The sequence below is a fragment of the Corallococcus sp. EGB genome, from assembly GCF_019968905.1.
Lineage (GTDB): Bacteria > Myxococcota > Myxococcia > Myxococcales > Myxococcaceae > Corallococcus.
The window spans coordinates 3,724,317-3,741,389 of the sequence record NZ_CP079946.1; the positions used below are offsets into that span (position 1 = coordinate 3,724,317).

Annotated in this window: 21 protein-coding genes; 17 read left to right on the top strand and 4 right to left on the bottom strand. The window is 67.8% G+C overall.

Features of this window, described 5'->3' with window-relative positions; all coding sequences use genetic code 11:
* Positions 1-8: 8 nt before the first annotated feature.
* From argS to dnaJ, 4 genes are all read right to left on the bottom strand, one after another.
* Positions 9-1,730, bottom strand: coding sequence for an arginine--tRNA ligase (gene argS, locus KYK13_RS15650; RefSeq protein WP_223645241.1), 1,722 nt, complete (start codon positions 1,728-1,730; stop codon positions 9-11).
* A gap of 74 nt (positions 1,731-1,804) precedes the next feature.
* Positions 1,805-3,505, bottom strand: a complete 1,701-nt coding sequence (locus tag KYK13_RS15655; protein ID WP_223645242.1) for a hybrid sensor histidine kinase/response regulator — start codon at positions 3,503-3,505, stop codon at positions 1,805-1,807.
* Between the two features lie 126 nt (positions 3,506-3,631).
* Positions 3,632-4,360 (bottom strand): HEAT repeat domain-containing protein, encoded by a 729-nt coding sequence (locus tag KYK13_RS15660; protein ID WP_223645243.1) that lies wholly within the window; start codon positions 4,358-4,360, stop codon positions 3,632-3,634.
* 81 nt (positions 4,361-4,441) lie between these two features.
* Positions 4,442-5,620, bottom strand: a complete 1,179-nt coding sequence (gene dnaJ / locus KYK13_RS15665; protein WP_223645244.1) for a molecular chaperone DnaJ — start codon at positions 5,618-5,620, stop codon at positions 4,442-4,444.
* 122 nt (positions 5,621-5,742) lie between these two features.
* Between dnaJ and KYK13_RS15670 the strand changes: the two genes are divergently transcribed.
* The 17 genes from KYK13_RS15670 (at position 5,743) to rplN (ending at position 17,069) form a co-directional block, all read left to right on the top strand.
* Positions 5,743-6,483 carry a hypothetical protein gene (locus KYK13_RS15670; protein WP_370645367.1) on the top strand — a complete coding sequence of 247 codons (741 nt, stop codon included), beginning with the start codon at positions 5,743-5,745 and terminating at the stop codon, positions 6,481-6,483.
* Positions 6,480-6,974 carry a ribosomal protein S18-alanine N-acetyltransferase gene (gene rimI, locus KYK13_RS15675; protein ID WP_223645245.1) on the top strand — a complete coding sequence of 165 codons (495 nt, stop codon included), beginning with the start codon at positions 6,480-6,482 and terminating at the stop codon, positions 6,972-6,974. Before KYK13_RS15670 ends, rimI begins: the two co-directional genes overlap by 4 nt.
* A gap of 221 nt (positions 6,975-7,195) precedes the next feature.
* Positions 7,196-7,567, top strand: coding sequence for a 30S ribosomal protein S12 (rpsL, locus tag KYK13_RS15680; RefSeq protein WP_014395857.1), 372 nt, complete (start codon positions 7,196-7,198; stop codon positions 7,565-7,567).
* 168 nt (positions 7,568-7,735) lie between these two features.
* Positions 7,736-8,206 carry a 30S ribosomal protein S7 gene (gene rpsG, locus KYK13_RS15685; protein WP_223645246.1) on the top strand — a complete coding sequence of 157 codons (471 nt, stop codon included), beginning with the start codon at positions 7,736-7,738 and terminating at the stop codon, positions 8,204-8,206.
* A gap of 107 nt (positions 8,207-8,313) precedes the next feature.
* Complete coding sequence (gene fusA, locus KYK13_RS15690) at positions 8,314-10,395, top strand: elongation factor G (RefSeq protein ID WP_223645247.1); 2,082 nt, start codon at positions 8,314-8,316, stop codon at positions 10,393-10,395.
* Positions 10,396-10,534: 139 nt separating this feature from the next.
* The gene (tuf, locus tag KYK13_RS15695; protein ID WP_143901324.1) at positions 10,535-11,725 is read left to right on the top strand and encodes an elongation factor Tu; all 1,191 of its coding nucleotides are present in this window, start codon (positions 10,535-10,537) and stop codon (positions 11,723-11,725) included.
* A gap of 195 nt (positions 11,726-11,920) precedes the next feature.
* Positions 11,921-12,229: a 30S ribosomal protein S10 gene (rpsJ, locus tag KYK13_RS15700; RefSeq protein ID WP_002633608.1), complete on the top strand. Its 309-nt coding sequence runs from the start codon at positions 11,921-11,923 to the stop codon at positions 12,227-12,229.
* A 51-nt stretch (positions 12,230-12,280) separates the two neighbouring features.
* Positions 12,281-12,904 carry a 50S ribosomal protein L4 gene (rplD, locus tag KYK13_RS15705; protein WP_223645248.1) on the top strand — a complete coding sequence of 208 codons (624 nt, stop codon included), beginning with the start codon at positions 12,281-12,283 and terminating at the stop codon, positions 12,902-12,904.
* Positions 12,901-13,194, top strand: a complete 294-nt coding sequence (locus KYK13_RS15710) for a 50S ribosomal protein L23 (RefSeq protein ID WP_223645249.1) — start codon at positions 12,901-12,903, stop codon at positions 13,192-13,194. Before rplD ends, KYK13_RS15710 begins: the two co-directional genes overlap by 4 nt.
* 38 nt (positions 13,195-13,232) lie before the next feature.
* Positions 13,233-14,078, top strand: coding sequence for a 50S ribosomal protein L2 (gene rplB, locus KYK13_RS15715; protein ID WP_223645250.1), 846 nt, complete (start codon positions 13,233-13,235; stop codon positions 14,076-14,078).
* 13 nt (positions 14,079-14,091) lie between these two features.
* A complete protein-coding gene (gene rpsS / locus KYK13_RS15720; protein ID WP_014395864.1) occupies positions 14,092-14,379 on the top strand; it encodes a 30S ribosomal protein S19 in 288 nt (95 codons plus the stop codon).
* A gap of 35 nt (positions 14,380-14,414) precedes the next feature.
* On the top strand, positions 14,415-14,759 hold the full coding sequence (rplV, locus tag KYK13_RS15725) for a 50S ribosomal protein L22 (protein ID WP_223645251.1): 345 nt from the start codon (positions 14,415-14,417) through the stop codon (positions 14,757-14,759).
* Positions 14,760-14,800: 41 nt separating this feature from the next.
* The gene (rpsC, locus tag KYK13_RS15730) at positions 14,801-15,463 is read left to right on the top strand and encodes a 30S ribosomal protein S3 (RefSeq protein WP_223645252.1); all 663 of its coding nucleotides are present in this window, start codon (positions 14,801-14,803) and stop codon (positions 15,461-15,463) included.
* A 65-nt stretch (positions 15,464-15,528) separates the two neighbouring features.
* The gene (gene rplP / locus KYK13_RS15735) at positions 15,529-15,948 is read left to right on the top strand and encodes a 50S ribosomal protein L16 (RefSeq protein ID WP_014395867.1); all 420 of its coding nucleotides are present in this window, start codon (positions 15,529-15,531) and stop codon (positions 15,946-15,948) included.
* 74 nt (positions 15,949-16,022) lie between these two features.
* Positions 16,023-16,229 (top strand): 50S ribosomal protein L29, encoded by a 207-nt coding sequence (rpmC, locus tag KYK13_RS15740; RefSeq protein WP_014395868.1) that lies wholly within the window; start codon positions 16,023-16,025, stop codon positions 16,227-16,229.
* 79 nt (positions 16,230-16,308) lie between these two features.
* Positions 16,309-16,635 carry a 30S ribosomal protein S17 gene (rpsQ, locus tag KYK13_RS15745; RefSeq protein WP_169821648.1) on the top strand — a complete coding sequence of 109 codons (327 nt, stop codon included), beginning with the start codon at positions 16,309-16,311 and terminating at the stop codon, positions 16,633-16,635.
* A 65-nt stretch (positions 16,636-16,700) separates the two neighbouring features.
* Positions 16,701-17,069: a 50S ribosomal protein L14 gene (gene rplN, locus KYK13_RS15750; protein WP_223645253.1), complete on the top strand. Its 369-nt coding sequence runs from the start codon at positions 16,701-16,703 to the stop codon at positions 17,067-17,069.
* Positions 17,070-17,073 lie beyond the last annotated feature (4 nt).

Sequence of the window (17,073 nt, forward strand, 5' to 3'; positions counted from 1 at the left end):
CCCCCAGGCTACATGTTTTCCGGCGTCGGGATGCCGAGCAAGGTGAGCCCCGCCGCCAGGGTGATGCGCGTCGCGTCCGTGAGTGCCAGCCGGGCCGCGCGCACCGCGTCATTCCCCTCCACGAGGATGCGCTTGTCCCGGTCCTTGTTGCCGGCCGTGTAGTAGCGGCTGTACGCCGCCGCCACGTCCAGGAGCAGCCGCGCCACCAGGCTGGGCTCGTACTGCTCCGCCGCCGCCTTCACGGTGTCCGGCAGCCGCATCAGCTCGCGCACCAGGGCCTGCTCCTCCGGAAGCGTGAGCAGGGCTGGGTCGTAGGCCGTGGGCACGCCGCCGCCCTTGCGCAGCACGTTCGCGCTCCGGGCGTGCGCGTACTGCAGATAGGGCCCCGTGTGCCCCTCCAGGCTCGTCACCTCATCCCAGTCAAAGGTGTAGTCGCTGGCGCGGTTGTGCTTCAGGTCGCCGAAGACGATGGCCCCCAGGCCGATCTGCTCCGACAGCGCCTCCGCGTCGTTCGTCTCCAGGTTGCCCTCCTGGATGTTCGCCTTCACGCGCTCGAGCACGCGCTCCTTCGCCTCGTCGAGCACCTGGTCCAGCTCCACCACCTGGCCCTTGCGCGTGCTCATGCCGTGGATGCGGCCGAACGGCACGTGCACGCACCGGTCCGCCCACGGCTGCCCCATCTCCCTCAGGGTGCGGAACACCTGCCGGAAGTGCAGCGCCTGGTCCTGCGCGACGACGTAGAGCGACTTGTCGAAGTTGAAGCGCGCGTGGCGGTCCTCGGCGGCGGCCAGGTCGCGCGTGGCGTAGAGCGTGCTGCCGTCGTTCTTCTTGAGCAGCACGGGCGGCTCGCCGTCCGCGTAGGGCATGTCCACGATGATGGCGCCCTGGGACTCCTTCACGCCGGGCTTCTTCGCGATCTGATCAATGACCGCGTCCATCTTGCCCTGGTAGCGGCTCTCGCCCTCGATGTGCTCGAAGTCGATGCCCATCCGGGCGTAGACCTTCTTGAAGCCCTTGAGGCTCGTCTCCCGGAACTGGTTCCAGAGCTTGATCGCCGCCGGCTCGTTGGCCTCCATGCGGCGGAAGAACTCACGGGCCTTCTCGTCGAAGGCGGGGTCCTCGCCGGCGCGCTTGTTCGCCTGGACGTACACCTGGACCAGGTGCGCCATGTCGTCGATGCGCGCCGGGTCGCCGTACTCCTGGAAGCCCACGGCCACCAGGCCGAACTGCTTGCCCCAGTCTCCCAGGTAGTTGATGCCCTCCACGCGCCAGCCCAGCGCGCGGTACAGGTTCGCGATGCAGTGGCCCAGGAACGTGGTGCGGATGTGGTGGAAGCCAATGGGCTTGGCGATGTTGGGTGACGAGTAGTCGATGACCACCGTCTTGCCCTTGCCGTCCTCCGCGTCGCTGCCGTAGGCGAGCCCCGCCAGGCGCACGCCGTCGATGACCTCGTGGGTGAAGGGGAGGGGCAGGAAGCGCGCGTTGACGTAGGGGCCCACGGCCTTCACCTCCAGGCCGGGCACCTGGAGCGCCTGCGCGAGCTGCGCGGCGATGGCGGGGGGCGCCTTCTTCTGCGCCTTGGCGAGGGGGAAGGTGGCGAAGCTCAGGTCGCCGTGCGCGGGGTCCGCGGGCTTGACCTGGGGCTCAATGTCCGCGGCGGGGACACCCAGGGCCCCGGCGAGGGCCTGGGCGAACGCGGCGCGGTAACGGGAATAGACAGAAGTGCTCATGGACCGCGCGGATACTACCCAAGGCGGGGCGCCTTCCATCCACCTCTTCTGTAGGGAAGGCGCTGGAGCGTCTTTCAGGGCACGGCGGGGCCGCGGCTCTTGGGACGGACCACCGAGGCCACGGTGTCCAGCAGCTTGGGCAGCTTGAGCGGCTTTTCGAAGTACCCGTCGATGCGGTCCGGCCCTTCACCCGAGGTGAGGGACGCGACGTCGCTCGCTCCGGAGATGATGTAGACGACCACGTCCGCCAGCGACTCCGTGGTGCGGATGTAGTGGAGCACGGACCGGCCATCCTCGCCGGACAGCCGCAGGTCCAGCAGCACCATGGCCGGCCGGATGTGGGACAGCAGGGAGCGGGCCTCGGCGGCCCCGGAGGTGGCCATCACCCGGTAGCCCTCCTGCTCCAGCACCTGCTCCAGCACCTCGCGGCAGTCCACGTCGTCCTCCACCAGGAGGATGCCGCCCGCCTTGGGCGCGGCCTGGCTCACGTCCGGGGCGCTCACGGCGCTCGCGAACAGGGGCAGGACCATCTGGAACGTGCTGCCCTCGCCCAGCACGCTGGTCGCGTCCACGCGGCCGCCGTGCAGCGCGACGATCTTCGCCACCAGCGGCAGGCCCAGGCCCGTGCCCGGCGGCCGGGGCATGCCCGGCTGCGCGCGGTAGAACGAATCGAACACGTGCTCCAGGGCTTCCGCCGTCATGCCCTGGCCGGAGTCCTTCACGGTGAGGATGCCCAGCCCCTCGCTGGAGGACACGCTCACCTCGACGACGTCGTCCGTCTCGCTGTGGTGGATGCCGTTCTCCACGAGGTTGTGGATGGCCTCGGAGATGCGCTCGCGGTCGCCGCGGACGAACACCTCCGGGCAGGGCGGAATCACCACGCGCACGCGGCTGTGCTCCGCGACGGCGCCCAGCCCCCGCACCACCTCTTCCGCCACGGCCTTGAGGCCGAAGGGGCGCTGGTTGAGCTGCATCTTCCCGGAGGACAGCCGGGACATCAGCACCAGGTCGTTCACCTGCTGGAGCAGCCGGTCCGCGTTGCGGTCGCAGATCTGCACCGCGCGGCGCTGCCCGTCCGTCAGCGCGCCCAGCTTCTCCCGGCCCAGCATGGCCAGGTAGGCCTTGATGGTGGTGAGCGGGTTCTTCAAGTCATGGGACACGTTGCCGAGCAGCTCCTCGCGGTTCTGCTCCAGGCTCTTGAGGCCCGCGATGGCCGTCTGCAGGTCCTTGTTGCGCCGGGCGCTGTCGTCGCGCAGCCGGGCCACCTCGTAGGCGGCGGTGAGCTGCGCCGCCAGTGACTGCATCAGCACGTCGGACGCCTTGCGGCGAGCGCCCAGCACCACGAGCACGCCCGTCACGCCCTGTGGCCCCTCCAGGGGCACGGCGACGGTGTCGTCCTCGCGCAGGAGCACCTTGTCGGTGAAGCACCGGCCCACCACGCCCTCGCCCGGGACGGCGGCGGTGACGCGCTCGTCGTAGCGTCCGCGCACGTGCTCCACGTGCAGCTGGTTGCGCGTCGGGAAGTGCCGCGCGACGTAGCAGACCTTCGGCTTGAGCAACGAGTGCAGTGTCTGCAACTGCGCGCGCAGGGCCTCGGTGGGGCCCGCGTTGTCGGTGAGCTGCCGGCCCATCTCCAGCAGGGCCTGGGCGGCGGCATCGGTGTCCACCGGGGGCGGCGGTTTCGCCGCGCGCTTCGGTGGGGCCTTCTTCGCGGTGGTGGCGGGGCGCAGCGGGACCACCTCTGCGAGCTGCGGACCCTTCTTCTTCGATGGCACGCGTGAATCCTGCTTCATGTCTCGCGTGGGAGGGAACCGCACCGAAGCCCGGTGCCCTCCACCAACGCCGAGCGTGTCAGGTGCCCGACAGCCCCCAGCCCCTCCGGCCGGGGCTACCGGGATGCCTCAGGCCCGGCGCTGGACGCGGCCATCCTTGTCCAGGCTGTAGGGCTCCACGAGGGCGGCCTGCACCTTGTCCTGGTAGCCCTGCACGCCAAAGCCGCTCTCCGCCAGGGCCGCCAGCGCCACGGTCTGCACGCGGCGTGCGGTGTCCTCGGAGGTCAGGAGCTTGAGCAGGGGCTCGCGCGCCGGCTCGTACTTCAGGGGCCCCAGGACGTTGATGGCGGCGATCTTCACGTCATCGGACATGTCCTCCAGGAAGGGGAGCACGGCCGCGGGCACGCGCGGGTCCTGCTTGCCCTGCACGTGGTGGAGCAGGACGACCTTCTTCTCCGGGTCGCGCGTGTAGCGCTCGGACAGGTGCTGGAGCGTGTCGGTGATGGCACCCATGAGCGCGTCCTCGGGGAGCAGCTCCTGGAGGATGCGCAGCGCCCAGGACGTGGCCTGATCGCTCGTCTTGAGGAAGGCCTTCACCGGCTCGACGGCGACGTCGCCGAAGTGCTTGATCAGCTCGAAGGTGTGCTCTTTCTCGTCCGCGTCGGTGGTGAGCGGGTCCACGGTGATGGTGAACCGGCTGAGCAGCACCGTGACGGCCTCGGGGGACTTCATCTCCCCCAGCTGCTGCAGCGCCTTCTGGCGCGTGGACGGCTCCCCATACTTCTGGGTCACCTTGGACTTGAGCTTGAGGGCTTTTTCCGGGCCCGAGCCGCCCGAGAGGAAATCGAAGAGACCCATAGGTACGTACCCGCTCCGGATTCGGAAGAGTGGAGGCGCCATGTAGGACGGTGCGCTCTCCAGGACAAGTGGCAACGACAACTACAACGTCAGCTCCCGGCGCACGTCGCCCCGGTAGGCCCGCGCAAGGGTCTCCGCGGCGGCCCGGACCTCGTCCGTGGCCTCCTCGGGGACCTTGACCTGGAGCAACAGGTACATGTCTCCCGGAGTACCGCCCCGGAGCGACGGGACGCCCCGCCCCTTGAGCCGCATCTTCCGGCCGGACTGGGACCCCGGCGGCACCTTCAGCGTCACCTCCCCCTGGAAGGTGGGCACGCGCACCTCACCGCCCAAGAGCGCCTCGGACACCGTCACCGGCAGGTCCAGGTAGAGGTCATCGCCCTCGCGGCGCACCAGCGGGTGCTCGGCGACTTCCGTCTCGATGTAGAGGTCCCCCGGAGGGCCCCCCTGGATGCCCGCCGCGCCCTGACCGGCCAGCCGCACCTTGGAGCCGGTGACGACGCCCGCCGGAATCTTCACCGTCAGCCGGGTCGTCTCCTCCTTGATGCCGCTGCCGCCGCACTGGGGGCAGGGCTCCGGGGCCTTCCCGCTGCCGCGGCAGGTGGGGCACACACCGGACCCGCCGAACATGGCGCCGCCCCGCCGGGCCCGCCCCGTGCCGTTGCAGGTGGGGCACGTCACGAGCTTCCCCGTGTTGCCCTCGCCATGGCACCTGGAGCAGCGCCCCGGCCGCTGGAGGGTCAGGGTGCGCTCGGTGCCGGTGACCGCCTCCGCGAGGGAGATGTGGACCCGGGTCGTCAGGTCGTCGCCGCGCTCCGCCGCCGTGGAGCGGCTGCCGCCCCGGCCCCGGCTGAACAGGTCGTTGATGTCGAAGCCGCCACCGCCTCCGCCGCCCGCGCGTCCGAAGATGTCGTTGAAGAGGTCCCCCAGGTCCACGCCCTCGGTGCTGAAGGGGATGCCTCCGCCGCCGCTGCCCCCGGCCGCCTGGGCGGCGCGGTACTGGCGGTAGGCCGCGGCCTTCTTCTCGTCGAAGCCGATCTTCTCCGCGTCCTCGCCGAACTCGTCGTACAGCGCGCGCTTCTTCGGGTCGCCCAGCACCTCGAAGGCGGTGTTGATGCGCTTGAACTTCTCCTCCGCCGCCTTGTCGCCCGGGTTGACGTCGGGGTGGTGCTGGCGCGCCAGCTTCCGGAAGGCCTTCTTGAGCTCGTCCGCCGAGGCCGTCCGGGGCACGCCCAGAATCTGGTAGTAGTCGTCAGCCATAAGTTCTTAAGGGTGGTGCAGTACCCGACAAGGGAGAACGTAACCAGCGGGGCGGTGAGCGCCAGCACGGGATGTCCGGACAGGGCCGCGATGGTTACAGTCGCCGCAAGATGAGGAAGGCCATGCCACCACCGCGCGCCCGCCGGAAGGCCCCCCTGTGGCTGGCGTGGGCGCTGCTTCCCATGAGCCTGGGAGCCGGCCTGGGGCTCGGCCCTGGGGTCGGAGCGACCGCTCACGCCGCTACACCCGCCCCCGCCGTGGAGGAGGGCAGGGTGGTGGACCGGGTCGTGGCGGTCATCGAGGGCCAGGTCCTCACCCTGAGCGAGCTGGAGATGGAGGCCCGGGTGGCGCTGATCCAGCGGGGGGCCGTGCAGGCCGCCGCCCAGCCGTTGGATGAGCAGACGCTCCGGAGCGCCCTGGAGCTGTCCATCAACCAGCGCCTCCAGGTGCTGAGCGCGGACCGCCTGCAGGCCTTCCCGGCGGAGCCGGCGGAGGTGGAGGCCCGGCTGGACGCCTTCCGGGCGCGCGTGGGGGGCGAAGCGGCGCTCCGGCGCTTCCTGGACCGGCATGGCGTGGACCGGGCCGCGCTGGAGACCGTGCTGGCGCGGGGGCTGCGGGCGGAGCGAATCCTCGACAGTCGCGTCCGGTTGAAGGCGCAGGTGAGCGAGGCGGAGGTCCGTCACCATTATGACGCCCACCGGGACCTGTACCCCGGTGAGTTCGACCAGGCGGCGCGCACGGCCATCCGCGAGGAGCTGGTGCGGGCGCGCTACGGAGAGCTGGCGGCCCAGGCCCTGGCTGAAGTACGCAGGTCGGCGCAGGTGCGGCGGGTGGCGCCCTTCGCGCGGGAGGCACGGCGATGAGACGGCTGAGGGAGGACGGCACGCCCGACAAGGGGAAGGGCTTCCTCATCCGGCAGATGACCGTGGACGACATGCCGGCGGTGATGGCGCTGGAGAAGGCGTCCTTCAAGAACCCCTGGTCCACGGAGCTGCTCGGGCGAGAGCTCCAGCACGACTGGTCCACCATCCTCCTCGTGGAGGAGCCCCGGCCCGAGGGCGGCGTGGACCTCTTGGGCCTGGCCATCTTCTGGATCGTCCACGACGAGGTCCACGTCCTCAACGTCGCCACCGCCCCCGTGCACCGCCGCCGCGGCGTCGCGCGCACCGTGATGGAGGAGGTGCTCCGTCGGGGCGTGGCCCGCCGCTGCTCGCTGGCCACCCTGGAGGTGCGCCGGGGCAACGAGTCCGCCCTCAACCTCTACCGCTCGCTGGGCTTCCGTCCGGTCGGCATCCGCCCGAACTACTACGTGGACGAGGGCGAGGATGCGATCGTGATGGTCCTCGACTTCTAGGGGCGTAAGGGAGTAGAGCGTCCGGCCGTCGTCGCAGTCCCAGGTTTTTCGCGTGTCGGGGAACGCACCCGGGTCCTCTGGCCGGTTCTGGCCCAGGGGCAAGCCATGCTTGACACCCGGGGGGCCCTCCCTATACTCGCGGGCCTTTTGTGTAGCCTGTAGGTAGATATGCTCCGCTTTCGTGTCTCCGGACGCGGGGTCCCCACGAAGAAGAGGTTTCAGTGCCGACCATCAGCCAGCTCGTCCGCAAGGGCCGCGAGAAGCTCAACATCAAGGGCAAGAGCCCTGCCCTGAAGGAGTGCCCCCAGAAGCGCGGTGTTTGCACGCGCGTCTACACCACGACCCCGAAGAAGCCGAACTCGGCCCTCCGCAAGGTGGCCCGCGTGCGTCTCACCAACGGCATCGAGGTCACCTCCTACATCCCCGGCGTGGGTCACAACCTCCAGGAGCACTCGGTGGTCATGATCCGCGGCGGCCGTGTGAAGGACCTCCCGGGCGTTCGCTACCACATCATCCGCGGCACGCTGGACTCCGTGGGCGTTGCCGGTCGCAAGCAGAGCCGCTCCAAGTACGGCGCGAAGCGTCCCAGCTAGTCGGTCCCCCGCGCGTCGTTGGCGCGGAACACCTTCGCGGTCCCTGAAGAAGTGTCGGACGCTGGCCCCACACCCTGGGGAGTGTCCTTGGAAGTTCCCAGCAGTCGTTCTTGAAGCCCCTGAACAAGGCTTTCCTCCAGGCGAGGAGAGTGGGGCGTAAGGGAAGAGATGCCTCGTCGTCGCGTAGTCGCCAAGCGGAAGATTCTCCCGGATCCGAAGTTCCAGGACCGGCTCGTCACCAAGTTCGTCAACGACCTGATGCGCAAGGGCAAGAAGTCCATCGCGGAAGGCGTGTGCTACGGCGCCTTTGCCCTCCTCGAGGAGCGCGCGAAGGAAGACCCCCTCAAGACCTTCAAGAAGGCCTTGGACAACGTGAAGCCCGTCCTCGAGGTGAAGAGCCGCCGCGTCGGTGGCGCCACCTACCAGGTGCCCGTGGAGGTCCGTCAGGACCGCCGCGTCGCGCTGGGCATGCGTTGGATCATCACCTACGCCAAGGCGCGCGGTGAGAAGACCATGCAGGAGAAGCTGGCCGGCGAGATCATGGACGCCGCCAACAACCGCGGCAACGCGGTGAAGAAGCGTGAAGACACGCACAAGATGGCGGAAGCCAACAAGGCCTTCGCTCACTACCGCTGGTAGGTCCCGTCAGGGGCTTCGCGGTCGCCGCCCGGATGCGCTGCCAGCGTCCGGGCGGTTTCGTTTATCTGCCCTGGCAGCACCTTGAGACGTCCGGAAGGAACCGAGTCATGCCCCGTGAGTTCCCCCTCGAGCGCTACCGCAACATCGGCATCATGGCGCACATCGATGCCGGCAAGACGACCACCACCGAGCGGATCCTGTTCTACACAGGCGCCATCCACAAGATGGGCGAGGTGCACGAAGGCACCACCACGACGGACTGGATGGTGCAGGAGCGCGAGCGCGGCATCACCATCACGTCCGCGGCCATCAGCGCCTTCTGGGAGCGGATGGGCCAGCGCTACCGCGTGAACATCATCGACACGCCGGGACACGTGGACTTCACCATCGAGGTGGAGCGCTCGCTGCGCGTGCTCGACGGCGCCATCGCCGTGTTCGACGCGGTCAACGGCGTGGAGCCGCAGTCGGAGACGGTGTGGCGCCAGGCGGACCGCTACAAGGTCCCGCGCATCTGCTTCATCAACAAGATGGACCGCGTGGGCGCGGACTTCGAGATGTCCGTCGGCACCATCAAGGAGAAGCTGGGCGCGCGTCCGGTGCGCATGCAGCTGCCCCTGGGCAGCGAGGACAAGCTCAAGGGCGTCATCGACCTCGTCCGCATGAAGGCGCTGGTGTTCCAGGACGCGGAGCAGGGCAGCCGCTTCGACATCCAGGACATCCCCGCGGAGTACCAGGACGCCGCCGCCGCCGCGCGCGGGGAGCTCCTGGAGGCCGCGGCCGAGCAGGACGACGCGCTCACGGAGAAGTTCCTCAACGGCGAGGAGCTGACCGAGGACGAGGTGCGCGCCGCCATCCGCAAGGGCTGCGTGGGGCTGAAGCTGTTCCCGGTGTTCTGCGGCTCGGCGTTCCGCCACAAGGGCGTGCAGCCGCTGCTGGACGCGGTGGTGGACTACCTGCCCAGCCCGCTGGACATCCCGCCGATCCACGGCAAGACGCCCAAGGGCGAGGACGCCATCCGCGAGACGCGCGACGATGCGCCCTTCAGCGCGCTGGCGTTCAAGATCATGAACGACCCGTCGTTCTCCTCGCAGACGTTGACCTTCCTGCGCGTCTACTCGGGGAAGCTGGAGGCGGGCACGGCGGCCTGGAACTCCGTGAAGGGCAAGCGCGAGCGCATCAGCCGGCTCGTGCAGATGCGCGCGGACAAGAAGGACGAGCTGACCGAGTGCTACGCCGGCGACATCTGCGCGGTGGTGGGCCTGAAGCTCGCCACCACGGGCGACACGCTCTGTGACGACAAGCAGCCCATCATCCTGGAGCGGATGGAGTTCCCCGAGCCGGTCATCGACATCGCCATCGAGCCGAAGTCCACCGCGGATCAGGACAAGATCATCCAGGCCCTGCAGCGGCTGGCCATGGAGGACCCGTCCTTCCGCGTGCGCACCAACGAGGAGACGGGGCAGACGCTCATCGCCGGCATGGGCGAACTGCACCTCGAAATCATCGTCGACCGCCTCCTGCGCGAGTTCAAGGTGGACGCGAACATCGGCAAGCCGCAGGTGGCCTACCGCGAGACGGTGACCACGACGAAGGCGGCGGAAGGCAAGTACATCCGCCAGACGGGCGGCAAGGGGCAGTACGGCCACATCCACCTGCGCGTGTCCCCGAACGAGCCGGGCAAGGGCTTCGAGTTCGTCAGCACCATCACCGGCGGCGCCGTGTCCAAGGAGTTCGTGGACGCCGCGCGCGACGGCGCGAAGGAGGCCATGCAGAATGGCCCCGTCGCCGGCTACCCCATGGTGGACGTGAAGGTGGAGGCCTACGACGGCTCCATGCACGACGTGGACTCGTCGGAGATGGCGTTCAAGATCGCCGGCTCCATGGCCTTCAAGGACGCGGTCCGCGCGGCGAACCCCGTCCTCCTGGAGCCCATCATGGCCACCGAGGTCGTCACCCCGGAGGCCGCCATGGGCGACGTCATCGGTGACCTGAACGGCCGCCGCGGAAAGATTCTCGGCATGACGCCCCGGCCCGGTGGGGTGCAGGCCATCCAGGCGGAGGTGCCCCTGGCCGCCATGTTCGGGTACTCGACCGACCTGCGCAGCAAGAGCCAGGGAAGGGCGACCTACACGATGCAGTTCAAGCACTACGCACCGGCGCCGAAGTCAGCGCTCAACCCTGTCTACTGAGCTTCTGCCCGCCAGGGGGGCTGCCGGGCGAATTCTGTTGACGTTCCAGCAGCTTTGAAGCACACGCAGCACCCCTCGGAAGTTCCCCCGTAGTCCCATACCGCCGGAGTTGCACCGGCGGCGTCGTGAGGAGCGGTTCATGTCCAAGGAAAAGTTCGATCGCAGCCTGCCCCACGTGAACATCGGAACGATTGGGCACGTGGACCACGGCAAGACGTCGCTGACGGCGGCCATCACGAAGGTGCTGGCGAAGACGGGCGGCGCCACGTTCCTGGCGTACGACCAGATTGACAAGGCGCCGGAAGAGCGCGAGCGCGGCATCACCATCTCCACGGCGCACGTGGAGTACAAGACGAAGAACCGGCACTACGCGCACGTCGACTGCCCGGGGCACGCCGACTACGTGAAGAACATGATTACGGGCGCGGCGCAGATGGACGGCGCCATCCTGGTGGTGTCGGCGGCGGACGGCCCGATGCCGCAGACGCGCGAGCACATCCTGCTGGCGCGGCAGGTGGGCGTGCCCTACATCGTGGTCTTCCTGAACAAGGTGGACCTGCTGGACGACCCCGAGCTGCGCGAGCTCGTGGAGATGGAGGTGCGCGACCTGCTGAAGAAGTACGAGTTCCCGGGCGACACCATCCCCATCGTCCCCGGCTCCGCGGTGAAGGCGCTGGAGGGTGACACCAGCGACATCGGCGAGCCGGCCATCCTGAAGCTGATGGAGGCGGTGGACAGCTACATCCCGACGCCGCAGCGCGCGACGGACAAGCCCTTCCTGATGCCGGTGGAAGACGTCTTCTCCATCGCCGGCCGCGGGACGGTGGCGACGGGCCGCGTGGAGCGTGGCGTCATCAAGGTGGGCGAGGAAGTGGAAGTCGTCGGTCTGCGCGCGACGCAGAAGACGGTGGTGACGGGCGTGGAGATGTTCCGCAAGCTGCTGGACGAGGGCCGGGCGGGCGACAACATCGGCGCGCTGGTGCGTGGCCTCAAGCGCGAGGACATGGAGCGCGGCCAGGTGCTGGCGAAGCCGGGGAGCATCACGCCTCACACGAAGTTCAAGGCGCAGATTTACGTGCTGTCGAAGGAAGAGGGCGGCCGCCACACCCCGTTCTTCAAGGGGTACCGTCCGCAGTTCTACTTCCGCACCACGGACGTGACGGGCACGGTGAAGCTGCCGGACAACGTCGAGATGGTCATGCCGGGCGACAACATCGCCATCGAGGTGGAGCTCATCACCCCGGTCGCGATGGAGAAGGAGCTCCGGTTCGCGGTTCGTGAAGGCGGCCGCACGGTGGGCGCGGGCGTCGTGGCTGAAATCATCGCGTAGTGCTCAGGCCACCAGCTCCCCGGTGGGGCCCATGGGGGCCTTGCCAGGGGGCCGGTGGAAATCCAGTTGCAACCCATGGGGTGTGGTGGTACACACCGCGCCCCTTCGTTCCGAAGAAACGGTTCTCTGAAATCCAGGCGTTGACGGGCGTACCGCCTCACGGTTCCCAGAGGTCGTTCAAAGAGGTTCTTGCGAATGGCGACACAGAAGATCCGCATCCGGCTGAAGGCGTACGACTCGAAGCTCCTGGATCAGAGTGCTGGGGAGATCGTCGAGACGGCCAAGCGCACGGGCGCCAAGGTGGCCGGTCCGATCCCCCTGCCGACGCGCATCAACAAGTTCACCGTGTTGCGTTCGCCGCACGTGGACAAGAAGAGCCGCGAGCAGTTTGAGATCCGCACGCACAAGCGCCTGCTCGATATCCTCGAGCCGACCCAGCAGACGCTGGACGCGCTGATGAAGCTGGATCTGTCTGCCGGCGTTGACGTCGAGATCAAGTCCTAGGAAGCGGGATGGCGTCGGAGTGGTTTCACTCTGACCCCCGAGGAAAGTGCCATGGCGAAGTTTGACGTAGTCGACCTGGATTTGAAGAAGGTGTCGGAGATCGAGCTCTCCGACGAGATCTTCGGCGCCGAGCCGAACACCCACCTGTTCTACGAGGTGGCGAAGATGCAGCAGATCAACCGGCGCCGCGGCACGGTCGGGGTGAAGAACACCTCGCTCGTCAGCGGCGGCGGCAAGAAGCCCTGGAAGCAGAAGGGCACCGGTCGCGCCCGTCAGGGCTCGATCCGCGCCTCCCACTGGGTGGGCGGCGGCAAGGCGATGGCCCCCAAGGCCCGTGACTACTTCTACCGGCCGCCCCGCAAGGTTCGCCGTGGCGCCCTGCGCGCCGCGCTGTCCCTGCGCGCCCGGGAGAAGCAGCTCATCATCCTGGATGGCTTCAAGCTGGACGCCCCGAAGTCGAAGCAGGCCTTCGAGGTGCTCACGCGGCGCATGAAGCTCCAGAACGCGCTGGTCATCGACGAGCGCGGCAACACCAACCTGCACCGCAGCGTGCGCAACCTGGCGAAGTTCGACGTGCTGCCGCCCGAGGGTCTCAACCTCGAATCCGTGCTCAAGCACTCGCACATCGTCCTGACTTCCGCCGCCGCCAAGGCGCTCGAGGGGTCCCTGTCATGAACCTGAACGACGTCATCAAGGGCCCGCTCATCACGGAGAAGCTGGACAAGGCCCGGGAGAAGTTCCGCCAGTACTCGTTCATCGTGGACCGCAAGGCCACGAAGCACGACGTGTCCCGCGCGGTCACGGCCCTGTTCAAGGTCACGGTGGAGGGTGTTCGCACCAACATCGTGCGTGGCAAGACGAAGCGGGTGGGCAAGAACATCGGCCAGCGCCCCAACTTCAAGAAGGCGGTCGTCACCCTGAAGGAGGGTGACAAGATCGAACTCTTCGAAGGGGGAGCGGTCTGACGCCATTGGCGTCCGGATCCGCCTGAGAGGAACACACCATGGGCATCAAGAAGTACAAGCCGACCAGCGCCGCCCGCCGTCTGATGACGGTGTCCGACTTCGCGGACATCACCAAGGACTCCCCGGAGAAGTCTCTCACCGAGCCCATCAAGCGCTCCGGTGGCCGCAACGTCCACGGGCACATCACCCGCCGCCACCAGGGTGGTGGTCACAAGCGCCGCTACCGCGTCATCGACTTCAAGCGTCGGGACAAGGACGGCGTGCCGGCCAAGGTCGTCGCGGTTGAGTACGACCCGAACCGCACCGCCAACATCGCCCTCCTGCACTACGCGGACGGCGACAAGCGCTACATCCTGGCCCCCGTGGGCCTGAGCGTGGGCGACACCGTGTTCGCCGGCGCCGCCGCCGACATCCGTCCGGGCAACAGCCTCCCGCTGCAGAACATCCCGGTGGGCACGGTCATCCACAACGTGGAGCTGAAGCCGGGCCGTGGCGCCCAGGTCATCCGCTCCGCGGGCACCTCCGGCCAGCTGATGGCGAAGGAGGAGCGCTACGCCCAGGTCCGTATGCCCTCGGGCGCCGTGCGCAAGGTGCTCATCGAGTGCCGCGCCACCGTGGGCCAGGTCGGCAACATCGAGCACGAAATCATCCGCATCGGTAAGGCGGGTAAGAGCCGCTGGCTGGGCATCCGTCCCACCGTCCGCGGTCTGGCCATGAACCCCGTCGACCACCCGCACGGTGGTGGTGAGGGTAAGTCCGGTCAGGGTAACCCGCACCCGGTGTCGCCGTGGGGCAAGAAGACCAAGGGCCTCACCACGCGCACCAACAAGCGCACTGACAAGTTCATCGTGAGCGGCCGCCGCCAGGGCGCGCGCAGCCAGTAAGAGGATTTGAAACATGGCTCGTTCGATCAAGAAGGGTCCGTTCGTCGACGATCACCTCCTCAAGAAGATTGAGGGGATGATCGCGGCGAACAAGAAGGCGGTCGTCAAGACCTGGTCCCGGCGCTCCACGATTCTCCCTGAGTTCGTGGGTCACACCTTCGCCGTGCACAACGGCAAGAAGTTCATTCCGGTGTTCGTGACGGAGAACATGGTGGGCCACAAGCTCGGCGAGTTCGCTCCCACGCGCACCTTCGGCGGGCACTCGGCGGAGAAGAAGGTCGCCAAGGCCCCGGGCAAGTAGCCCGCACCTACGCCTGAGAGCCTGAGGAGATGACCATGGAGTCGACTGCACATCTGCGTCACCTGCGCATGAGCCCGCGCAAGCTGTCCCTCGTCGCGGCGCTCGTCCGGGGCAAGCCTGTCGAGGCTGCCCTCAACATCCTGAAGTTCACCCCGCGCGCCGCCGCGCGGCCGGTGGAGAAGCTCATCAAGAGCGCCGTCGCCAACGCGACGGACCTGTCCAAGGGTCAGGTCGACGTGGATACCCTCTACGTCAAGACCATCTCCGTGGACCAGGCCGCCACCCAGCGCCGGTTCATGCCGCGCGCCATGGGGCGCGCGACGCCCATCCAGAAGAAGTCTGCCCACGTCCACGTCGTGCTGGCCGAGGCCAAGAAGTAGGACCCGTCGGGCCCCGCCCGGACGCACCAAGGAGATTCAGTTTGGGACAGAAAGTACATCCGATCGGGTTCCGGCTCGGCGTCATCAAGACCTGGGACTCCAAGTGGTTCGAGCACAAGAACTACGCCCAGTGGCTCCACGAGGACATCCGCATCCGCGAGTTCGTGAAGAAGTCGCTGAACCACGCGGGCGTGTCCAAGGTGGAGATTGAGCGCGCCGCCAACAAGGTGAAGGTCAACGTCCACACCGCGCGTCCGGGCATCGTCATCGGCAAGCGCGGTGCTGGCATCGAGACCGTCAAGAAGGACCTCCAGCAGTTCACCAAGAACGAGGTCTTCCTGAACATCGTCGAGGTCCGCAAGGCCGAGACCGACGCGCAGCTCGTGGCGGAGAACATCGCCACGCAGCTCGAGCGCCGCATCGCCTTCCGCCGCGCCATGAAGAAGGCGCTGCAGACCGCGATGAAGTTCGGGGCCAAGGGCATCCGCGTGGCCTGCTCCGGCCGCCTGGGTGGCGCCGAGATGGCCCGCTACGAGTGGTACCGCGAGGGCCGCGTGCCCCTGCACACCCTCCGCGCGGACATCGACTTCGGCTTCGCCGAGGCCAAGACGACCTACGGCAAGATTGGCTGCAAGGTCTGGATCTGCAAGGGCGAGGTCCTCCCGGGCAAGGCCGGCCAGGCCCCCATGCCCTCCAACCGGTAATCCGCCCCCGGCGGGGCGGGCCCTGAGAAGCCCGCCCTGCACGTGAGGCACGAAGGACATCGACCATGCTTCAGCCTGCTCGAACCAAGTACCGCAAGATGCAGAAGGGCCGCATGTTCGGCTCGGCCCACCGCGGCAGCGACCTCACCTACGGTGAGTTCGGCCTGGTGAGCCTCCAGCCGGGATGGATCACCTCGCGCCAGATCGAGGCGGCCCGTATCGCGATGACCCGCCACGTGAAGCGCGGCGGCAAGATCTGGATCCGGATCTTCCCGGACAAGCCCATCACGAAGAAGCCCGCCGAAACCCGTATGGGTACCGGTAAGGGTGGTGTGGAGTACTACGTCGCGGTGGTGAAGCCGGGACGCGTGCTCTACGAGATGGAGGGCATGACGCAGGAGATCGCCACCGGTGCGCTGAAGCTGGCGCAGGCGAAGCTGCCGGTGCTCACCAAGATCGTGCGCCGCAGCGAGCTCTCGCTGTAGTCACGCACCGCCGGGACGGGCGCTCCACCTGGTGACAGGGGAGGGCGCCCGCGTCCCGCGCCGAGGAGACCAAGATGGCGACTGCGAAGGAATTGAAGGAACTGTCGACGGACGACCTGCAGAACCGCGCGAAGGAACTGCGCGACACGCTGGTCCAGGATCGGCTCAAGCGTCGGACCGGCTCGCTGGACAGCCCCGCTGAGGGCGTGCAGCACCGCCGTGATCTGGCCCGCATCCTCACCGTCCTGGGCGAGAAGGCCCGGGCGGCCAAGGCGGGGTAGTCGCAGTGCATCCGCGGGCATCCGGGCTCACCCGGTGTCCGCGGCCATCCGGGCAGAGGGCCCGGGTGCATGACAGACAGTGAGAACCAACATGGCTGAAGCGACCGAAACGCCCGCTGCCGAGACCTCCACCCGGGGTCGTCCCAAGACCCGCGTGGGCATCGTCACCTCCAACAAGATGCAGAAGACGGTGGTCGTCACCGTCCAGCGTCGCGCTCCCCACCCGAAGTACGGGAAGATCATGAGCCTGCGCGAGAAGTACAAGGCGCACGTCGAGGACCATGACTACCCGAAGAAGGTCACCATCAACGAGGGTGACCGGGTGCGCATCGCCGAGACCAAGCCCGCTTCGAAGGACAAGCGCTGGCGCGTGGTCGAGGTCCTGGAGAAGAGCAAGAACGTCTAGGTAGGCCACACCGGGTCCGTGCGCCATGAAGCGCATGGACCGGTTCGAGCAAGAGGAGACTTCACATGATTCAGATGCAGAGTGTGCTCGATGTGGCCGACAACTCGGGCGCCAAGAAGGTGTTTTGCATCAAGGTTCTCGGCGGCTCCAAGCGCAAGTACGCCTCCATCGGCGACGTGATCGTCGTTTCGATCCGCGAGGCGCTTCCCAACTCCAAGGTGAAGAAGGGTGACGTGGCCAAGGCCGTCATCGTTCGCACCCGTCGCGAGGTGGGTCGTCCGGACGGCAGCTACATCAAGTTCGACGGCAACTCGGCGGTCCTCATCAACAAGGACCTGGAGCCCATCGGGACGCGCATCTTTGGGCCGGTCGCCCGTGAGCTGCGTGCCCGTAAGTTCATGAAGATCATCTCGCTGGCGCCCGAGGTCCTCTAAGAGG